This is a genomic window from Exilibacterium tricleocarpae, from assembly GCF_007004655.1.
Classification (GTDB): Bacteria; Pseudomonadota; Gammaproteobacteria; order Pseudomonadales; family Cellvibrionaceae; genus Exilibacterium; species Exilibacterium tricleocarpae.
In genome coordinates this window covers 178,174-197,971 of the sequence record NZ_ML660089.1, presented here as the reverse complement: position 1 = coordinate 197,971, position 19,798 = coordinate 178,174, and the positions used below count along the sequence as shown (strand labels likewise).

The window sequence follows — 19,798 nt, the reverse complement described above, 5'->3', positions numbered from 1 at the left end:
TGATTGCTGCTATAAATAATGATGGAGCTGGTAATAACGGGGCTGGTAATAGCCCGGATAGTAATGCCGGGTAGTAATGACAGGCCAAAGAAAGTGAGGCCGGTCGGAATTTGGCAGTTAACAGGGTCTGGACGTTATCAGGGTCCAAGACGTGTTGGGATCTGAAAGACAGTGAGATCTGAGAGGCACCGGGGTCTGAGAGACATCGGACATTGACGATTATCAGCGTTTGAAAACGATTAGATTTTAAAACAGTGGTTTGGTGACCACACAAAGCGGTAGACACACGCAATGGGCGAACAGGAATTACCTTACGAGAGCTTACTGGACGAGGCAACTGCCTGGGTCGTCCGGCTGCGCTCCGACCGTGTATCACCCGCTGACAAGCGGCGCTTCTCCCAATGGCTGAACCTCAGCCGACACCACGAGCAGGCTTTCGATGAGGTAGCCGAAACCTGGGAAACGTTGGGTGCGGCGGCTTATCTGTCACTCGATACCGGGACGGTAGCGCAAAAATCCCCGGCGTCTTTTTTCGAATTCCGCTGGTTTACCAATCTGGGCGGCCTGCCGGCAGGTATCGCCATGGCCACGGTGGCCGCGCTGGTGGTGCTGGCTTACAGCCTCTCGACCATCGCCCCTGAGACCACCACCTATACCAATACATTTGCCACCGCTACGGGGCAACAGCGGGCCGTGACGCTGCCTGACGGTTCCGTCGTACAACTCAATACCAAATCGACTATTGAAGTCATCTACACCGACCAGCAGCGCAAACTGGCGCTGCTGTCCGGTGAGGCTTATTTTGAGGTGGCACCGAATAAACAACGCCCGTTTATCGTCAGTGTCCACCAGGGCACTGTGGAGGCAGTGGGCACTGCCTTCAATATCTATGTGAAGGATAAAGAAACTGTCGTTAGCGTAACCGAAGGTGTGGTTAACGTTCGCGAAAAGCGCGACGCCAGCTCCCCCACGCCGCGCAGCACCCGAGTGGCCGTAGCTCAGCAGGTTAGCCTCGATAAGAGAGGGATCGGTCAGGTTGCCGGTTCCAACCTGGAAAAAGCCGTGGCCTGGCGTCAAAATACACTGATATTTGACGACATGCTGCTGCCCGATGCGATTGCGGAATTGAACCGGTATTTACAGGAACCGGTCGTTGCCGAAGACGCGTCACTAGCGAAGCTGCGCGTCTCCGGCACTTTCAGTCTCGAGGCACCGGAAGCCACATTGCAGGCGCTGGTGACCAGCTTCAATCTCACGACCGAACGGTCAGTCCCCCGGGGCCCCTTGTACCTGCGATTCGAATAGGCTATAACCGATCACTGCATCCGGGCCATAAGCCCGGACAGATCGCGGGTATAGGTGTCGGCCACAAACCCTAGCCTATATTCCTGTCTTTAAAGATAAAAATGATAAGCAAAAAGCGATAAGATAGGCGCTGGCAAGACCAGCGATCTCTCGCAATAGCACACTTATTTTTAATGCGAACACCCACGGCAACCGGGATAATAAGGCGATTTTCAGCACGTGCCAGTATCACACTGGTGGCGCTGTTTGCCGCTGTGTGCACCAACGGCGTGCAGGCGTCGCTCTCCGAAGGCCGCCATATTCAACTGGAACAGTTGCCGCTGATTGACGCCCTGATCGCAGTGGGCAAAAACAGCGACATCAGTGTTATTTTTCCCACAAGATTGTTAAAGGGGTATTACGCCCCCGCCGTAGAAGGGCACTACACAACGCTCGAGCTGCTGGAGCTGCTGCTGCACAATACCGGCCTTGAGGTTCGCCCCATCAACACCCACGTTGTCGCCATCACACCAGCGGAATATGACAGCACCGCTAAACCCGGCATGACCATCATCGAGGAGATCTCCGTTATCGGACGCTCGATCACCGGTTCGCGTATCCGCCGCTCCGATATTGAGGGCTCGGCACCGGTGGACATCATATCGGCGCCGGAACTGCGACTGGCGGGTTCGCAAACCCTGGGCGAGTTTCTGAAGTATGTACCGGCGGTCTCGGGCAACTCCACCAGCACCGCCATCAGCAACGGCGGTAATGGTACGGCGACGGTGACGCTGCGGGGCTTGCCGGCCAATAACACGCTGGTACTGCTCAACGGCAAACGCGTGGCCTTCAGCGGCGGCCTGGAAGGCGACGCCGTCGACCTTAACAGTATCTCTCCCGCTGCAGTGGACCGCATAGAAATTCTCAAAGACGGCGCCTCGGCCATTTATGGTTCGGACGCGATTGCCGGCGTCGTCAATATCATATTGAAACGGGAATTTGACGGGCTTTTTGTCGAACAGTATTACGGCGAGTCCGATCGCCGCGATCTGGAAACACTGACCACCAATCTCACCTGGGGTAAGGTCAGCGCCAAGGGCTCACTGCTGTTCAACGCCACCCTCTACGATCAAAACGGTATTTTCAGCCGCGACCGGAAGGTCTCCAGCGACGCCGACAGCCGCGCTCGGGGCGGCTCCGATCAGCGCTCCAGCGCCGTACCACTCGGACGCTTCACCCTGCCCGGCGATCAGGTGGTAACCCTCGATACAGATGCCGACAATGTGCCTCTGCCGGGTACAGAGGCTGCCGACTATCGCCCCGCCACCGACGAGGATGTGTTTAACTACCTCAGTCAAACGTCAACCATTTCCCCCTCTGAGCGCCAAAGTTTTTACCTCGCCGGCAGCTACCAGATCGGCGAGGAAACCACGCTGGAAGGCGACATCAGCTATACCGAGACCAGCTCTACGATTACGCTGGCGGCCACGCCGCTGTTTACCGCCTTTGAGGATGTGCCCATAGCGGTGGCCGCCGACAATATCTACAACCCGTTCGATGTCGAGATAACCGATGCGCGCAAGCGCCTGTTGGAACTCGAACCCCGGCGACAGGGCAACGACACCAAGACGCTGCGCGCTAACTTCGCGGTAGACGGCTACTGGGGCGATCTGCACTGGAACACCGGCGCCTACTGGAGCAAAACCGAGGCCACCGAAACCCTCACCAACCTGGTGGACGGCAACCGCGTCCAGCGGGCACTCGGACCGAGCGCACAGTGCCTCGGTTACGACATAGACGGCTGCGAACCGCTGAATATTTTCGGCCCGCCCGGCGCCATTGATGAAAAGCAACTTGCCTTTATCGCCGTAGACAGTCGCTCCGAAGGCAATACCAAACTGTACGGCCTGAATTTCAATGTCGGCACCACATTCGCCGGCACCGCGGCCGGTCCGCTGGAGTTCGCCGCGGGTATCGACCTGCGCCATGAATCGATCCGCTTCCTGCTGCAGGGACGCTCGGCCGAGGATACGTTTATCGGGGGCGGCACGTTTGACCCCACCATTGGTTCGCGCAATATTCGCGAGGCTTACACCGAGGTGCAGATTCCGCTGGTCAGACGCCACCCGGGTATTCACAGTCTGCATATGGAACTGGCGGCCAGACACTCCATCTACAGCGATTTTGAGAAAAGCACCACCCCCAAGCTCGGCATCCGCTACCGGCCGACGGCGGATATACTGATCCGGGCGGCCTACTCCGAGGGCTTTCGCGCGCCCAGCCTCAACGAGCTGCACCGCGGCGGCAGCCAGACCCAGGCCTTCCTGGTCGACCCCTGCTCCAATCCGCAAAATACCCGCGTACTGCCCGGCTGCAGCCAACTGAGTGACGACACCCGCATCCAGTATCTCACCGTGTTCGGCGGCGAGGTCAATCTCAAACCGGAAGAGTCGAGCAATCGCACCCTGGGCATTGTCTGGACGCCGGCGCTCAACCCGGGTCTGGTGATGAGTCTGGATTACTTCCAAATCAAACAAAAAAACGTGGTCGATGCCAGCGGCCAGTTTATCCTCAACCAAAACGCCTACAACAACCTGTTCCAGGATCGTGTTATTCGCGATGAAAACGGCGAGATTTCCCGCATCCTGGCGACATTCATTAATATCGGCCAGCGCGAGATTGCAGGTTTCGATATGAGCTGGAAGTATCAATGGTATTCGCTGGACAGCAATTTCATGGCCTCTTTCAACGCCTCACACCTGCAAAAGTTTCGCGACCAGATCGATCCCAGCGCACCGTCGAGCAATCTCGCCGGCACCTTCTCCGACGAGGCCTCCGAGGGCAATGGATCACTGCCGAAATGGAAACTGAATACCGGCATCCACTGGTCGCGCCAAAACCTCGAAGCCAGTTACACGATCAACTTTGTCAGCCGGCTGCGCGAGACCATCCCGCGCACCAGTATCCAGCGCCATATCGAGAACTGGATGACCCACGATGTGCAGTTCTCCTACAGCCTGCCGATCCAGAAAGGGTTCCGGTTCACCCTCGGCGCCGACAATCTGCTCGATAAGCAGCCGCCGTTTTCCGCCGCCGCGTTCAACGATAACTTCGATGCGCGCACTCATGACTTGAAAGGACGTTTTTGGTACGCTCGCTTCAGTCAATCCTTCTGAGTCATTCACCAGTCACTCACCACACTATCGATAGGTTTATCGCTATGCGTCAGCTCACCCTCGCCTGCCTGTTGGCCTGCCTTGCCCTTGTCACGCATGCCACGGAAAAGTTTCCCGGTATCAAAGAGATCATGAGCGCCGCCGACTTCGAGGCGGCCGGACTCGGCAAGTTATCCGCCGAGGAACTGGCGGCCCTGGACCGCTGGCTGATCCGCTACACCGCCAATGATGCGGAAACCATTCGCCGCGAGGTCGAGGAGGTAAAAGTCGAGTCCGATAAGGATATCCGCTCCCGCATCGAAGGCGCCTTTAGCGGCTGGGACGGGAAGACGGTGTTTCGCCTGCAGAACGGCCAGGTCTGGCAGCAGCGCCTGCAGGGTCGCTGGCGCACCAAGCTGGTCGACCCGGAAGTCATCATTTCCCGCAATATCTTCGGCTTTTATGAACTGGAAATTGTGGAAAAAGGCAGAAGTATCGGCGTCAAACGGTTGCGTTAGGCCGCAACCGGACGACATAGACGCCACGACCGACGCCGCCACTTTGGCAGTTTTGACCACTTTATTGACCAAAAACACTAAAATTTTTCAGGGGTGCTTTCCTCCACTCGTCTATAGGGAGTGCAGTCTCACCGTAGACGCCATTAAGAGCAGTTGAGACCCAGTTGTGTAGTCGCCGTTGCATGAACACAGCTACACAATCTCAGGTTGCTCAACCAATAAAAAAATTACTAATTAGAGGAAGACATTATGAGGATCAAGCACCCCCTGTCGCTCGCCGTCAGTATGGCGGTCCTGAGTGCGGGCACCCTCTCCTTCTCCAACGTCGCTCTGGCCCAGGGGAGTGAAGTGGATGAATTGATGGAAGAGGTCACAGTGACCGGTTCCCGCATTCAAAAAACCAACCTGATCAGCTCCAGCCCCGTCGTCCAGGTGGATGCAGACGACTTCCTGTACCGGGGTATTACCCGCGTCGAGGACCTGATCAATGACCTGCCCCAAGCCAGCGCAACCCAGACCTCGGGCATCGCCAATGGCTCCACCGGTACCGCCGTGCTGGACTTGCGCGGCCTCGGCCAGGAGCGCACCCTGGTGTTGATAGACGGCCGCCGGCTGCCGCCCGGCTCACCCATCTCCGATGGTATTGGCGCTGATATCAACCAGATTCCCGCCTCGCTGGTAAAACGCGCTGAAGTGCTGACCGGTGGCGCCTCTGCCGCCTACGGTTCCGACGCCGTTGCCGGGGTGGTCAACTTTATTATGGTGGATGACTTCGAAGGCGTGCGCCTGGATATTCAAAACAGTGTCTACCACCACGATAACGACAACGGCCGCCTGCAGGGCTTCGCCAGAGACCGGGGCTTCGATACACCCAACGGCTCGGTGACCGACGGTGACACCATCGATATCTCCTTTATCATCGGTGGCAATATCGGCGACGGCCGGGGCAATATCACCGCCTATGCCACCTACCGCGAAATCGACCCCGTGCTGCAGGCCGATCGCGACTACAGTGCCTGTTCTCTGGACGGCGCACCGGATTCATTTGTCTGCGGCGGCTCCAGCACCATTCCCCAGGGCCGCTTTACCGATTTCGGCGCCCTTAACGGTGACGACACCTCGGGCTACGACCTGATCCTGGACGGCAATGAGTTTGCGGATCGCAACGGCGAGCTGTTTAACTTCGGTCCGCTCAACTACTTTCAGCGTCCGGACGAACGCTATACGGCCGGGGTTTTCGCCAATTTTGAATTGAATCAAAACGCCGAAGTCTACACCCAGATGATGTTTATGGATACCCGCACCAACGCCCAGATCGCACCTTCAGGCGCCTTCTTCGTCACCGACGATTTGAACTGCGGCAATCCGTTTCTATCTGACCAGCAATTTCAGCGAATCTGTGGTGACTTCGGCCTGACGCGCGATGATAGGGTGAGCGATATCGTAGTGACCAGAACCAATCCGGTCACTATGGAAGAAACGGAAAGCAGAGGCTCCATCGCCATCGGCCGGCGCAATGTGGAAGGCGGTCCCCGCAATGACGATATCCGCCACACGTCTTTCCGCGGTGTGTTCGGCATCCGCGGTGAGATCAACGATAACTGGGCCTACGACTTTTACGGCCAGTACTCCGAAGTGTCACTGGAGCAGACTTACAATAACGACCTGTCCATCACCCGCATCAGGCGCGCCCTGGATGTTGTTTTGGACCCGGACCCAGAGTCCGATACGTTTGACCAGCCAGTATGTCAGTCGGTGGTTGACGGCAGTGACCCCAACTGCGTGCCCTGGAATATCTTCCAGGAAGGCCAGGTCACACAGGCGGCACTCGATTACCTGGTGCTGCCGCTGTTTGCCCGCGGCACTACCGATCAAAAAGTTTTCTCCGGTTATGTCACCGGTAACCTCGGTGACTACGGCTTGAAATTGCCGGCGGCAGAACGCGGCGTTGACGTAGTGGTCGGACTGGAATACCGTAGCGAAAACCTCACCTATGAACCGGATCAGGGTTACCTCAGCGGTGACGGTGCCGGCCAGGGCGGCCCGACACTGGGGGTTGACGGCGGTATCGATGTCAAGGAATTCTTCCTGGAGACCAGTGTGCCGATTATCGAAGGCAAGCGCTTTGCCGAGGCCCTGACGTTGGATTTGGGTTATCGCTATTCGGACTACTCCACCGACGAAACCACCAACACCTATAAGGTGGCCACGGCCTGGACCCCGAGTGTCGACCTGCGCTTTCGCGCCAGCTTCCAACGGGCAGTGCGGCACCCGAATATTCGCGAGCTGTTCCGGCCCAGTGGTATCGAGCTGTTTGATATGGCTAACGATCCCTGTGCCGGTGAGGTTGTCAACAACCGCATAGGCACGCGCAAGGTCGACGAGGACAATGGCGCGGTTTTCTATGAATTTAACCCCAACGGCCGGACGCTCGAGGAGTGCGTGCGCAGCGGCGTTACCCCCGGACAGTTCGGTAATATTTCCAGATCGCCGGCCGGCCAGTACAACGAGGTCAGGGGCGGCTCCCCGGACCTGGAACCGGAGGAATCCGATACGGTATCGGTAGGTTTCATCTACTCGCCGGAATTCGTAGAAGGACTCAATTTGAGTATCGATTACTTCGATATCGATGTTGAAAACGCAATCGATAATATCGGCTCAGAGTTCACCCTGAACCAGTGTCTCGATACCGGCGATGCGGAGTTTTGTGATCGTATCCGACGCGGCGAAACCACCGGTACCCTTTGGATCGGCGAGGACGCCATTATCTCCCCAGACGTCAATATTGGCTTCTTCAATGTCGAGGGTTTCGATATCAATGTCGACTATGAGTTCGATATCAGCGACTACGGCTCTGTCAATATCAACTATGTGGCCACTTACCTGACCACCTGGGACCGGGAGGATGTGCCGGGCCAGCCAGTGGTGGACTGCGTCGGCAAGTGGGGCGCTACTTGTGAAAACCCGAAGCCGGAGCTGGCCCATAATATGCGCGCGACCTGGTTTACGCCCTGGGATGTTACCCTGAGCGGTTCCTGGCGTCATATAGGTGCGGTTGACGATCTTGGGGAAAATGAAGCTGACTTCGATTCCCAAGACTACTTCGACCTGGCAGCGCTCTGGAACATCACCGACCAGACGCAACTGCGACTCGGCGTCAACAATGTGTTCGACAAGGAACCGCCGCTGACGGCCGATGCCGGTCCCAGCATCTACGGCAACGGCAACACCTTCCCGGGCACTTACGACGCTCTGGGCCGGTATATGTTCCTCGGTTTGAACGTGGGCTTCTAAGCACTGATTCACTCCAACCCTTAGCAACGGCGGGCACCTGGCCCGCCGTTTTTTTGTCCGGCCGTTACCCCCTTTTGCTGTTGCCCCGCATTACCCCTACCCTGCCGTCACGGGACTCTGTAGTATGTCCGACTTGAGTGTGTCCGACTTGAGTATGTACACCCCCGATAGGCTTTTCTCCCAACCATCAACCGATACGCACGCTACCCCTATGGAAACCGTAACCGCCTTTATGACCCTGCTGCTGGTGATGGACCCGCTCGGCAACATCCCGGTGTTTTTATCCGCGTTGAAAGACGTCCCGGATTCGCGTCGCCAGAAGGTCATTCTGCGCGAGCTGCTGATTGCCCTGCTGGTGCTGATAACCTTTTTGTTTGCCGGCCAATATCTGCTCAACCTGCTCGGCTTGAGCCAGGAAGCCATTCGTATCGCCGGCGCCATTGTGCTGTTTTTGATTGCACTGCGTATGATCTTCCCCCAACAGGGCGGCATTATGGGCGAGAGCCTGCAGGGGGAACCCTTTATCGTGCCGCTCGCCATTCCCTGTGTCGCCGGCCCCTCCACCCTGGCGGTGCTGATGTTGATGGCCAACAGCGAGGGCGAGCGCACCCTCGACTGGATCCTGGCACTGTGCGCCGCCTGGCTGGTCTCGAGCCTGATCCTGCTGGCTTCCACGCCGCTGTCGCGGGTGCTGGGCCAGCGCGGCCTGATCGCCGTGGAGCGCCTGATGGGCATGATCCTGGTGATGATATCGGTACAGATGTGCCTCGACGGCCTGGCCAACCTGTTGCCGGCGGCCGGCACCTAGCGAAACGGCGACAACCCAGGAGCCGGCAAGCAGACTCAGGGACCAATGGTACTTACTCAAGCATAGTTGTATCGGTTCACCGGTCACCGACCCAGTCACATCGACCTCGATTAAGCGTACTGAAGGTAGGTCTGGCTCCGGCTGAAGCCTTCAGAAACTCTCGACAGCAGGGATGCTGTCGAGAAGTCCCCATGGGTGGAGCGGGAAACAGCGAAGCGCTGCTTCGCCCCGCGAAACGCCCAAAGCCTCTGGCTTTGGGCTGGGCCCGCTTGCGGGGGTTCATCGAGGGGACGCCTAGTCCGTGCTTCTGAAGGCTTCAGCCGGAGCCAGACCGGCCCATTAGCACATATTTGCTTAAGGAAGTGCCATTAAGACTCAGGGACTCCCCTTAAGCCAAGGCGCGCCATTTTAACCAACCCAGCGCTGGCTGGGACAGATAACTGGTGCAACTATCTTCTCTTCAAGCAGGTGTCGTTGGACTCAAAGCCCGAATTTCGCCAGCTTCACATTGGTACTGCTGGCACGAGTGGCCAGAAATTTCTCTTTAAACGGCGTCAGCAGGGCAGCCACGCTGTGACGCTGCAAATGCCGATCAAAGATCGGATGGCTAATCAGGTTGCTCCAGGGCTGCACCCCCTCGCGCTGCAGTGACGTGCTGAGCACCGCCAGGGCCGCAATGTCGTTGTCGATCATATTGAGCGCGATCTGCGAGGTGCGTACAGACGTATGTCCCCAGCCTTTATTCACGGCCCGATCGAGACGCTGCTGGGCCCGGCGCAGAGTGGCCGCACCCGCGGCGCTATCGCCGATCAGGTTCTGGCTGTCGCCGAGATAAATCAGCAGCGAGATACGCGTGTCTTCGTCAAAGTGGCAAGACAGAAAACCGCCGGCCCGCGCCGCGCCGAAGCGCTCCACCGCGCGGGCGAAATCAGCGTCCATATAATCGGCAATCCCGCTCCAATAGGACATCCGCGCGCGCGCACAAGCGGCGGACCTGTGTCTACCGCCCACCGCACCATCGGCGCCGCTATCGACCGAAGCAATGACCCCTCGCAGCGCCTCGCTGTCGCGCTGCGCCAGTGCCAGGCGCGCCCGCAGATACACATTTTCCTTCCAGAATGCCCAGTGGTCATCGGTCGCCGGTTCGCCGCGCTGTCCCAGCAGCAGTTCCGCCTCTTTGAAGCGCTGCAAATTAATCAGCGCATCGGCCACGGTGGCGGTAGCCGATCTTTCATAAGCTTTGGAAAAATTGTACCTGACCGCAAACCGCAACAGTTCGTCATAGCGTCCGGCCTGGGCCAGGGCCCGCAGGCTGATCTTCAGCAAGCGCTCCTCCCCCGAGGTTTGATACATCTGATCGGCCAGGCGGATAGCTTCATCATAGCGGCCCATGACAATCAGCACTTCGAGAAAATTCTGTTTGATCACCGGGTGCAGCGGATCGATTTCCAGCGCCTGCTGATACTGTTGATAGGCGGCCGTCACTTCGTCCAGGGACAACAAGACATTGCCGAGCCACATGCGCGCCATAGTGTTGGACGGGTTCAGGGTCACCGAGCGATCGAACGACTCCCGGGCCAGTTGGAACTGCATTTGATATTCGTAGATCAGGCCCTGGGAGGCATGGGCTGCGGCCAGGTTGGGGTCGAGCGCCAGCGCCCGCGAGGCATTCTCCTGGGCCAACGTCAGCGCCTGGCCGTGGTCCATATCGGCGTACAACACGGAAAACAGGTAGGCATCGGCAAGGCCGGAGTAACCCATGGCACTCTGGGGATCGATCGCCACCGCCTGGGAGAATTTCTCCAGTGCCTTTTTGATACCCTCGGGGGTGCGTTGGTGCCAAAAATGTCGGCCCAGCAGGTACAGGTTGTGGGCGTCCTGATTGCGGATATCCTGCTGGGGCAGGCGCGGCGCCAACTGCGGCGCCACCCTGCCCACCACCGCCTCGGAAATCTCCCGCTGCACCGAAAACACATTATCGATAGCGCGGTCGTAGCTCTGGGACCAGATCGGAAAGCCGCTGCTGGTATTGGTCAACTGGATGGTGATGCGCGCATTGCCGTTCTGAATGCGCACCGTCCCCTCCACCAGCGACGCCACGCCCAGACGCCTGCCAATTTCACGCACATCCAGCGCCTGGTCTTTGAAGGCCTGGGACGAAGTGCGGGCCACCACTTTGATACCCGGCACCGAAATCAGCGCATTGCGTATATCCTCGGAAAGCCCTTCACTCAAAAATACCTCGTCCGCCTGGCCGGACAGATTGATAAACGGCATCACCGCCAATGTGGGCGGCTCCGCCGTGGCGGTGGCGGCGCTGCCGTCATCAGCACCACCGGCGTTGGTGAACACCTTGGCCAACGCGCCGTCACCGCCGCTGTCATGCAGCGCAAACACCACTGCCAGCAGCACAGCGGCGGCGGCCGCCAGCACCGGCCACCGCCGGTGGACAGACACGGACCCTGCCGGCGCGGGCTCGCGCTCTTCGGTTGGGGTTACAGGATGATCAGGCGGCATATCCTCGTGGCCCGCGATCTGCCGTGCGGCGCCGGGATTGTCGCAGGCAGGTGCGGGGCGAACATCGGCTATCAGCGCATAACCGCGTTTCGGAATAGTGCGCACATAGCGGCGCTCACGGTGGGTATCGCCGAGCAGCGTGCGCAGCTCCGAGACCGCCCGGGTCAGGACCTCCTCGCTCACCACCAGCCCCGTCCACACCCGTTCCAGCAGTTGCTCGCGGGTGACCACATCGCCCCGGGCGCTGGCCAGGCAGATCAGGACGTCCATAACTTTGGGCTCTACGTGAACCCGGTTATCGCCGCGTTTAAAACAACCCGACAGCGGCTCCACCCGCCATTCGCCCACCGAAAAGCCGGCCAACAGCTCGCGGCCCGGTAGGCTCTGCGGGACGTCACCACCTTCTTGGACGGACATCGCTTCTCTCCAACGCATCAAATGACTGCCGTCGCGGTTATTGTCGCGATCAACAATCAACAGAAGAAACTCAACTCTTTGATTTTATTACACTTTTAGCCATGCAAAGGTTTTCCGAAGGTTTCCTGCAGCGTATTTTAGCTTTTCTTGGGTATTTTTCCGAGTTCCCTCAGGTCGATTCGACCAGAAAAATTGACACTTGTTCTCACGTTTAGTCATGTGAGGACATTATTGTGGTCAGATTAGTTAGCCGCCTGCTGGCACCTGCAGCCACTGTTTACCGACCCGCCCTGCTTCTGTTTCGGACCCGATCGGCACTGCTGGCAACCGCTCTGGTCCTGGCGCTGCCAGTCGCCGGTATGCCCACTGACAGCACTATCGGACCCGCACACTCCTGCTCCCGAGACGATCACCCGGTGGGCTTTCATGGCCACTTCGCCTCCATTGAGCAGGCGGTGGTGGCTGCCACCAACCGCTTTAACCCCTACTCCATTCGCGAGGATCGAGAGTATATGGGCGCCGTTCTGCGCCACAAACACCCAGGCCAGGGTACAGGGGCCCCAGCCTTTACCTACACCGCTGCAGCGGGCCACGCCCACCAAGATCGCATCACGCTGAAGCTCAAAATACCCAGCGACTATAAAATTGTAGCCTTTTGGCACACCCACGGCGCCGAGCACTGGTCGCGCCGGTATTTCTCGGATGTGGACACCCGTCTTGCCAAGGACTGGAACCTGCCCTTCTACCTGGCTGACTTCAGCGGCCTGCTGCGTGTTTATAAGCCCGGCGGGCGAACGCTCTCCCACACCCAGGCCAGGCGCCTGGGACTCGGCTTGCGCACCGGCTATGCCAAGGGCAAAATCGTTACCCACCCCGACAACGGCGAGGCCATCAAGGTCAGCACTCGCATCCCGGCGGCCGGCACCACAATACTGGCGGGCGGGCCGGGTGCCCTATCCGCACAGTGTCAAATTCAACCGGCTGGCGGTATCTCCACTTGAGTGGGGACCGGGGCCTGCTAAACAGCGCCGTCAGGAACCGCTGGCCGCAACCAGCTTATCCAATTTATGCCGATAGCGACCGCTGACCGATTCATCAAGCGCCACTTTCGCGGCGTATTTGAGGCTCGATCGGGCTTGTTTCATATTGCCCAGGCGATAGTGAATCACCGCCGCCAGGTGATGAAAGCGATGCTCTTTGCGATAGCGCCTGATCGCATCCTTGACAAGGGCCAGCGCCGCTTCGGGATCGCCGGCATCGAAAGCCTCTTTGGCCTGGTTGTAACGGTAGTAAGGGTTGGTCTCGCGAAATGACTTGGCGAGGCGGTGGAACTGCCCGGCTTTGTCCGGCTCGCCGAGTTGGGTGTAGACGCGCCCGAGGTTGCTCAGGGCCACAAAGTCGCGGTGGGACAGGCGCAGGGCCTGCAGGTAGGCGATTTCCGCCTCCCGCAGCAGGCCGGCACGCCGGTATAGTGAACCCAGGCTACCCCACAGGTAGCTGACGTCCGGCTCCAGTTCGATGGCCTTGCGCAAATGGCGAAATGCCTCGGGGAATTCATCCTGATAAAAAAACTGGACGCCCCGGTTGTTGTAGTACTGGGCAGTGGCAAGTCGATCGCTGATGCGGCGCTGCCGGTAGTTGACGTCATAATCCTCGAGATTTAAGTCAACCACCTTGCTCTCACCACGTTTGAGATTCACCACGGCGTTGACATGTTTGTAAAACACGAACGTGTCCCGATCCTGCATCTCCCAGATGGGGGGTACATCGACCTCGTTGATATACACATCGATACTCAACGCCCGCGCCATCGCCACGAACATCAGTGTGAAAGACAGGCAGTTTCCCTCCTGATTCAGAAAAGTATCGCCGGCAGTATAGGTTTTGAACGGATCGTACTCGAGACCCAGAACACCTTTGTGAAATATCGCTTGCAGCAATTGCCGCAGTTTGGTGCCGTCGCCGGCGCGCCTGGAGACATAGCGTTCGAGGAACTCGCGCATCGGTTCACTGAGCGCAAAGACATCCTCCGCAGGCAAGATAACAGCGTCTGTGTCATCCACCAGGCCCCGCCCGCTCAACACCCGCTCGAGCTGCTGGTGGCTTGGTTGCGGCATCGGCAACGCCTCTAACTCGGCAACGCTTGGCATGCTCGAGCAGGCGCCGAGCAGCACCGCTATTGTCGCGGCCATCAACACCACGACGCCGGTTTTTAGAAATCTACTCATCACCCAACCTCCCAAGCGTTTTTACTATCATAGCCGGTTTGGGCAAATAATGACCACTGCGGACAACTCTGGCAGGATCGTCTAGTTAACGATAATCAAAAGTAGAAAGCGTTGTTACCCAGGGGTAAGTAATAATGACGGCAATCACCTCCAGCGCGGCCGGCGACACCGAGCCCGCGACCCTTTTCGGCCATCCGGTCGGTCTCTATGTCTGTTTCACCACCGAGCTGTGGGAGCGCTTTTCGTTCTACGGCATGAAGTACCTGCTGTTGCTGTACCTGACCAAATATCACCTGTTTACCGACAATGCCGGTTACGATGTCCTCGGCGCTTACGCCGGTCTGGTCTACGCGCTGCCGCTGATCGGCGGCCTGCTGGCAGACCGCTATCTCGGTTTTCGCAAGGCGGTCATCTTCGGCGCATTGCTGCTGACGGGGGGACACGCACTGATGGCCTATGAGGGTGCCGCAGCGATCGCCTACGCCGCCGGCACCACACTGCCCGAAGCGATCACTCTGCCCGACGGCACCTTGCTGGCAGCCGGTACTGTGTTGCAGGAGCGTTTGGTGATCCAGGACGTCGTCGCACTGGATGTTTTCTTTCTGGCCCTGGCGCTGATCACTGTTGGTGTGGGCTTTCTGAAACCGAATATCTCCACCATTGTCGGGCGCCTCTACGAACCGGGCGACAACCGCCGGGACTCCGGTTTTACTATCTTTTACATGGGCATCAATATCGGCTCCTTCACAGCGACCCTGTTGTGCGGCTGGCTCGGCGAAACCTATGGCTGGGGTTACGGCTTCGGCCTCGCCGGGATCGGCATGTTGCTGGGCCTGATCACCTTTCTCTACGGCCAGAAATATCTCTTTGGCCACGCCGAGCCCGCCAATCCGGCGCTGTTGAAAGAAAAGGCGTTGGGTCCCATCAATAAAGAGTGGGCGGTTTACCTCGGCGGTATTGCCTCGCTGGGGGTCGTGTGGCTGCTGGTGCAGCATGAGCCGGTGGTGCACCTGGCGCAAAACAGTCTGTTGATCGTGGCAATCGTCGGCCTGGTACTGTACGCCATGCTGCACCAGGAACATAAAGCGCGGGACTGGACCGCTATCGGCCTGGCGGGTTTTACCGCCGCTTTGGGATTGGTGTGGGCGTTTACCGATATCGATCTGTGGCTCGGCCTGATGCTGCTGGCCCTGGTCGGTTTTATCGGCTACGGCTACAAGGCCCACGACAGCGACGAGTACTCCCGCACGGTGGTACTGATGGTGCTGATCGTCTCGTCGGTGGTGTTCTGGGCCCTGTTCGAGCAGAGTGCCGGGTCTATGACCCTCTACGCCGACCGGGTGCTGGACCGCAGCTTCGGCGACGGCGAGGTGCGCGCCTCCATGTTCGGTTCACTGAATCCCGGCTTTATCATGTTGCTGGCGATTCCTTTCGCGGCGCTGTGGGTGTGGCTGGCCAAACGCGGCTGGGAACCCTCGACACCGGTGAAATTCGGCCTGGGTATCGCCCAGGCCGGGCTCGGGTTTGGTGCTCTGGTGCTGGGCGCGCAGTTTACCAACGAGGCCGGCAAGGTGGCCATGATCTGGCTGATCCTGGCTTACCTGCTGCACACCATGGGCGAATTGTGTCTGTCGCCGGTGGGTTTGTCGGCGGTTACCAAACTGTCCATCTTCCGCGTGGTGGGTGTCAGCATGGGCACCTGGTTTTTGGCTACGGCGCTATCGGAGACGGTGGCCACTCGTATCGGTAAGCTGGCCGCCGTCGACACCAGCAAAGCCGAGGCCGGCGATATCGCCACTGCGCTCGCCACCTACACCAACCTCTATGAATACCTGATGTGGTGGGGCCTCGGCGTGGGTCTGTTGATGATGCTTATCTCACCGATTCTGCGCAAGGGAATGCGCGGTATCCATTGAGCAATCGGGCGCCGGACCGTGACGGTCACCGGCGCCCGCCCCCGCGGCTACCAGCCGCACTGACGATCTTTGTTTTGCTCGTCGAGCCAGGTCTTCAGCGGCTGGAAATAATCGATGATAGCCGAGGCGTCCAGTAACGGCTGACCGGTGAGCGCCTCCATCGCCTCGGGCCAGGGCCGGCTCGCACCGAGTTCCATCATCGCCTGCAGCTTGTCGCCCGCCGCCGTGCTGTTGTAGATCGAACAGCGGTGCAACGGCCCTTCGTAACCGGCCGTTGCGCACACGGATTGATGAAACTGAAACTGTTGAATAAACGCGAGGAAATAGCGCATATAAGGTGTATTGCCGGGGATGTGAAACTTCGCGCCGGGATCGAAATGGGCTTCGGTGCGCGCCACCGGTGCGGCGATACCCTGGTATTTTTCCCGCAAATCCCACCACCCCTGGTTGTAGTTTTCCGGTGCCAACTCACCGTTAAAAACCTGCCAGCGCCACTTGTCTACCAGCAGGCCAAACGGTAAAAAGGCAATTTTTTCCAACGCCATATTCATCAGATAACCGAGGTCTTCCGAGGCCGGCGGCTCTTCTTTCAGTAACCCCAATTGCACCAGATAGCTCGGTGTTACCGACAGCGAGATGGTGTCGCCAAGCGCCTCGTGAAAGCCGTCATTGGCGCTGCCCTTGTAGAGATAGGGCTGGTCCTTGTAAGCGCGCTGGTAAAAATTGTGGCCGAGTTCGTGATGCACCGTTTGGAAGTCCTCGGCCGTCTTCTCGATGCACATCTTGATTCTCAGGTCGTCCTGGTTGTCGAGATTCCAGGCGCTGGCGTGACAGACGACTTCGCGATCGCGGGGTTTGGTAAACAGCGAGCGCTGCCAAAACGTCTCCGGCAGCGGCTTGAAACCGAGCGAGGTAAAAAACGCCTCGGCGATTTTCACCATATCGAGTTCGCTCATAGCGTGTTGTTCGATCAGTGCGGTCAGGTCGTAGCTCTGCTCGGAACCTTCCGGTTTCACCAGGTCGTAGAGGTTGCCCCACTGCTGGGCCCACATGTTACCCAGCAGATGGGCCGGGATTTTGCCGGAATCGGGCACCACGTCGTCGCCGTAGTGGTCGCTGAGTTTCGCCCGCACATGGCAGTGCAGTGCATCGTAAAGCGGCTTGACCTTGTTCCACTGGGCATCGATATCAGCGGCAAACGCGTCGGCTTCCATATCGTATTTGGAGCGCCACATGACACTCAGGTTGTCGTAACCCAACTGCCGGGCACCGGCGTTGGCAATCTCGACCTGGCGCTGGTACTTTTCGCGCATCGGCGGCGACACAGTGCGCCACCCCGCCCACAGCTCTTTCAGCAGTTCCGGATCGCGGCTGGTGGCGAGAATTTTTGTCATGTCTTGGAGGCTGTAGCAGCGCTCGGTATTACAGTACTGACCCTTGCCATAGGTGGCCTGCAGTTCGGAGCCGATCTCCGCCAGTTCACCGGCCAGTTCGGCATCGGCCGGGGCCGGAAAGCTCAGGTCTTGCTTCAGGCGGTTGAGCTTGCGGCGGGTATCCGCATCCAGGTCGAGTTGATCGAAGCGCGCCGCCTCCTCGGCGTACTGGACTGACAGCAGGGTGTATTCCTGAATTGCGCGAGCCTCGACGAACTGGCTGTCGACATTGATAAAGTTGGCGGCCAGCCAGGCCGCACGCGCGGCGTACTCGGCGGTCGCCTCGAGTTTGGCCTCCGCTTCCTGCAAAAACGCCCGGGCATCGGCCGCAGTGAGCGCCGGCGCCGCCTCGGGTGCCTCGGTCGTAGCGCTGGGACCACAAGCCGCGAGGGCGGCAAAAACCAGCGCCGTTGCCGTTGTTTTGAAACTTTTCATCGTTTTTCCCCAATAAGTATGGACGGATACTGTGATTAAACGAATGGCGGCGTGTTTACCTGAACCCCGCCCACTCGCCGGCGGGCAGGATTTCCGTTTCGGCCCTGGCCGCCGCCAGCCACTCGACCATGGGTGGCAGTTGCAGCAGGCGTTCGACATAGGCCTGGCTGGGGGGCGAAAACGGCAACCGATAGGTTTGGATACGAAATGCCACAGGGGCAAATACAACGTCGGCGATACTCCATTCGCCAAACAATCCGGGGCCGGCGCTGGTCTCGAGCCGCTCGGACCAGAGTTGGTCCAGGCGGGCGATATCGGTTTCCACCCCCTGCAGCAGAGGCGCCGCAAAGGGTTCGAGCCGGCAGTTCATGGGATAGTGAGAGCGCAGGGCGCCAAAGCCCGAGTGCATTTCCATGGCCGCCGACAGCGCCGCGGCCTCGTCACTGCGCGCCGCCGGCCAGGCGACGCTGGTCGGGTAGTGGCGGCGTACATATTCGATAATGGCGAGTGAATCCCAGACCTTGTTCTCGCCGTCGATCAGCACCGGCACCAGGCGACTGGGGGAATACTGGCCGATCTCGTTCTGGAAGTTGCTGGTGCTCAGTGGCAACCGCACTTCATCGAAGCTGATATCGTTCAGTTTTAAATAGAGCCAGGCACGCAGGGACCAGCTCGAGTAGTTTTTATTGCCGATAACCAGAGTCGGTGTTGCCATGTCGAGCCTCACATTGTGGATTGTCGGTAGCAGACAGTGCTTCGGTAATCCAGCGCGGTGCGGGAGTATCTCCCTCTCGCGGTGGCACGGTGCGGGGACGTAACTTCAGTTGCGTCCCCCTAGCATGGTGCCACTCCCCTTTCTTAAAGCACCACCTCCGGCGGCACGGTGCGGGGACGTAACTTCAGTTGCGTCCCCTTAGAATGGTGACACCCCCCTTTCTTAAAGCACCCCCTCCTTCGCCTCATCCCACCACTTATCCATGGTTTCCAAAGACAAACTCTCCAGATTGACACCCTGCTCCCGGGCCTTGTCCTCAATATAGCGAAACCGGCGCTCAAACTTCCGATTGCCACTGCGCAGAGTCGCCTCGGCATCCAATTTCAAATGGCGACTTAAGTTTACCGTTGCAAACAGCAAGTCACCCAACTCTCCGGCGACTGCCGCACTATCCCCCGCCGCCAGCGCCGCTTTCACCTCCGCCAGCTCTTCTTCAATCTTGCCGACCACCCCGGCAGTATCGGCCCAGTCAAAACCGACACCGGCGGCCCGCTTCTGCAACTTGGCCGCGCGACTCAACGCCGGCAGTGTCAACGGCACGTCATCGAGGATACCGGCTTTACCCTTGGCCGCCCGCTCCTCCGACTTGAGTGCCTCCCAGTTGGCCTTGATCGCCTCTTCGTCCCGCGTGCCCTGCTCCACCCGACTGTGCAGAGTACCGTCGGGAAAAACATGGGGATGGCGGCGCACCAGCTTGTCCACCAGTTCGGAGACAATGTCCGGAAATGAAAAATAGCCGTCCTCCTGTCCCAGGCGGCTGTAGAACACCACCTGAAACAACAGATCACCCAGTTCTTCTTTGAGATGGGCGTAGTCGGCTTTTTCAATGGCATCCACCACCTCGTAAGCCTCCTCGAGGGTGGAAGGGGTAATAGACAAATAATCCTGCTGCAGGTCCCAGGGACAACCGGTATCCGGCTCCCGCAATCTCGACATTAAATACAACAGATCATCCAAAGAGTAGGTTTCAGAATTGCTTGCCACGGGTTAGTCCTGTTCCGGTTTTTCGCTGGGCCGA

At 58.7% G+C, this 19,798-nt stretch carries 12 protein-coding genes; 7 read left to right on the top strand and 5 right to left on the bottom strand.

The features are described 5' to 3' along the window. Positions 1–291: 291 nt before the first annotated feature. The 5 genes from FKG94_RS05390 (at position 292) to FKG94_RS05370 (ending at position 9,059) form a co-directional block, all read left to right on the top strand. Positions 292–1,305: a FecR family protein gene (locus FKG94_RS05390; protein WP_142903179.1), complete on the top strand. Its 1,014-nt coding sequence runs from the start codon at positions 292–294 to the stop codon at positions 1,303–1,305. A gap of 173 nt (positions 1,306–1,478) precedes the next feature. After that, a complete protein-coding gene (locus FKG94_RS05385; RefSeq protein ID WP_142903178.1) occupies positions 1,479–4,460 on the top strand; it encodes a TonB-dependent receptor in 2,982 nt (993 codons plus the stop codon). Between the two features lie 44 nt (positions 4,461–4,504). After that, positions 4,505–4,957 carry a hypothetical protein gene (locus tag FKG94_RS05380; protein ID WP_142903177.1) on the top strand — a complete coding sequence of 151 codons (453 nt, stop codon included), beginning with the start codon at positions 4,505–4,507 and terminating at the stop codon, positions 4,955–4,957. Between the two features lie 249 nt (positions 4,958–5,206). Further along, on the top strand, positions 5,207–8,251 hold the full coding sequence (locus tag FKG94_RS05375) for a TonB-dependent receptor plug domain-containing protein (protein ID WP_142903176.1): 3,045 nt from the start codon (positions 5,207–5,209) through the stop codon (positions 8,249–8,251). 124 nt (positions 8,252–8,375) lie between these two features. Beyond that, positions 8,376–9,059 (top strand): MarC family protein, encoded by a 684-nt coding sequence (locus FKG94_RS05370; protein ID WP_342779060.1) that lies wholly within the window; start codon positions 8,376–8,378, stop codon positions 9,057–9,059. A 480-nt stretch (positions 9,060–9,539) separates the two neighbouring features. On the opposite strand, the gene FKG94_RS05365 is transcribed toward FKG94_RS05370, so the two are convergent. Then, positions 9,540–11,993 (bottom strand): winged helix-turn-helix domain-containing protein, encoded by a 2,454-nt coding sequence (locus FKG94_RS05365; RefSeq protein ID WP_179957498.1) that lies wholly within the window; start codon positions 11,991–11,993, stop codon positions 9,540–9,542. 233 nt (positions 11,994–12,226) lie between these two features. On the opposite strand from FKG94_RS05365, the gene FKG94_RS05360 reads away from it, so the two are divergent. Continuing rightward, positions 12,227–12,994, top strand: a complete 768-nt coding sequence (locus tag FKG94_RS05360) for a DUF4329 domain-containing protein (RefSeq protein WP_142903174.1) — start codon at positions 12,227–12,229, stop codon at positions 12,992–12,994. 30 nt (positions 12,995–13,024) lie between these two features. On the opposite strand, the gene FKG94_RS05355 is transcribed toward FKG94_RS05360, so the two are convergent. Further along, positions 13,025–14,221, bottom strand: a complete 1,197-nt coding sequence (locus tag FKG94_RS05355; protein WP_142903173.1) for a tetratricopeptide repeat protein — start codon at positions 14,219–14,221, stop codon at positions 13,025–13,027. Between the two features lie 134 nt (positions 14,222–14,355). Here FKG94_RS05355 and FKG94_RS05350 point away from each other — a divergent pair, with 134 nt between their 5' ends. After that, the gene (locus FKG94_RS05350) at positions 14,356–16,137 is read left to right on the top strand and encodes a peptide MFS transporter (protein ID WP_142903172.1); all 1,782 of its coding nucleotides are present in this window, start codon (positions 14,356–14,358) and stop codon (positions 16,135–16,137) included. Positions 16,138–16,184: 47 nt separating this feature from the next. Here FKG94_RS05350 and FKG94_RS05345 read toward each other — a convergent pair whose 3' ends face one another. The 3 genes from FKG94_RS05345 to mazG all read right to left on the bottom strand — a co-directional run bounded on the left by FKG94_RS05345 (position 16,185) and on the right by mazG (position 19,764). Beyond that, positions 16,185–18,005 (bottom strand): M2 family metallopeptidase, encoded by a 1,821-nt coding sequence (locus tag FKG94_RS05345; RefSeq protein WP_142903171.1) that lies wholly within the window; start codon positions 18,003–18,005, stop codon positions 16,185–16,187. Between the two features lie 55 nt (positions 18,006–18,060). Then, complete coding sequence (locus FKG94_RS05340) at positions 18,061–18,720, bottom strand: glutathione S-transferase family protein (protein WP_142903170.1); 660 nt, start codon at positions 18,718–18,720, stop codon at positions 18,061–18,063. A gap of 222 nt (positions 18,721–18,942) precedes the next feature. Continuing rightward, positions 18,943–19,764 (bottom strand): nucleoside triphosphate pyrophosphohydrolase, encoded by an 822-nt coding sequence (gene mazG / locus FKG94_RS05335; RefSeq protein WP_281284212.1) that lies wholly within the window; start codon positions 19,762–19,764, stop codon positions 18,943–18,945. Positions 19,765–19,798: the final 34 nt, after the last annotated feature.

Coding starts and splice junctions, on each gene's coding strand:
- FKG94_RS05390 (WP_142903179.1), top strand. CDS start 292: ATGGGCGAACAGGAATTACCTTACGAGAGCTTACTGGACGAGGCAACT.
- FKG94_RS05385 (WP_142903178.1), top strand. CDS start 1,479: ATGCGAACACCCACGGCAACCGGGATAATAAGGCGATTTTCAGCACGT.
- FKG94_RS05380 (WP_142903177.1), top strand. CDS start 4,505: ATGCGTCAGCTCACCCTCGCCTGCCTGTTGGCCTGCCTTGCCCTTGTC.
- FKG94_RS05375 (WP_142903176.1), top strand. CDS start 5,207: ATGAGGATCAAGCACCCCCTGTCGCTCGCCGTCAGTATGGCGGTCCTG.
- FKG94_RS05370 (WP_342779060.1), top strand. CDS start 8,376: ATGTCCGACTTGAGTGTGTCCGACTTGAGTATGTACACCCCCGATAGG.
- FKG94_RS05365 (WP_179957498.1), bottom strand. CDS start 11,993: ATGTCCGTCCAAGAAGGTGGTGACGTCCCGCAGAGCCTACCGGGCCGC.
- FKG94_RS05355 (WP_142903173.1), bottom strand. CDS start 14,221: ATGAGTAGATTTCTAAAAACCGGCGTCGTGGTGTTGATGGCCGCGACA.
- FKG94_RS05350 (WP_142903172.1), top strand. CDS start 14,356: ATGACGGCAATCACCTCCAGCGCGGCCGGCGACACCGAGCCCGCGACC.
- FKG94_RS05345 (WP_142903171.1), bottom strand. CDS start 18,005: ATGAAAAGTTTCAAAACAACGGCAACGGCGCTGGTTTTTGCCGCCCTC.
- FKG94_RS05340 (WP_142903170.1), bottom strand. CDS start 18,720: ATGGCAACACCGACTCTGGTTATCGGCAATAAAAACTACTCGAGCTGG.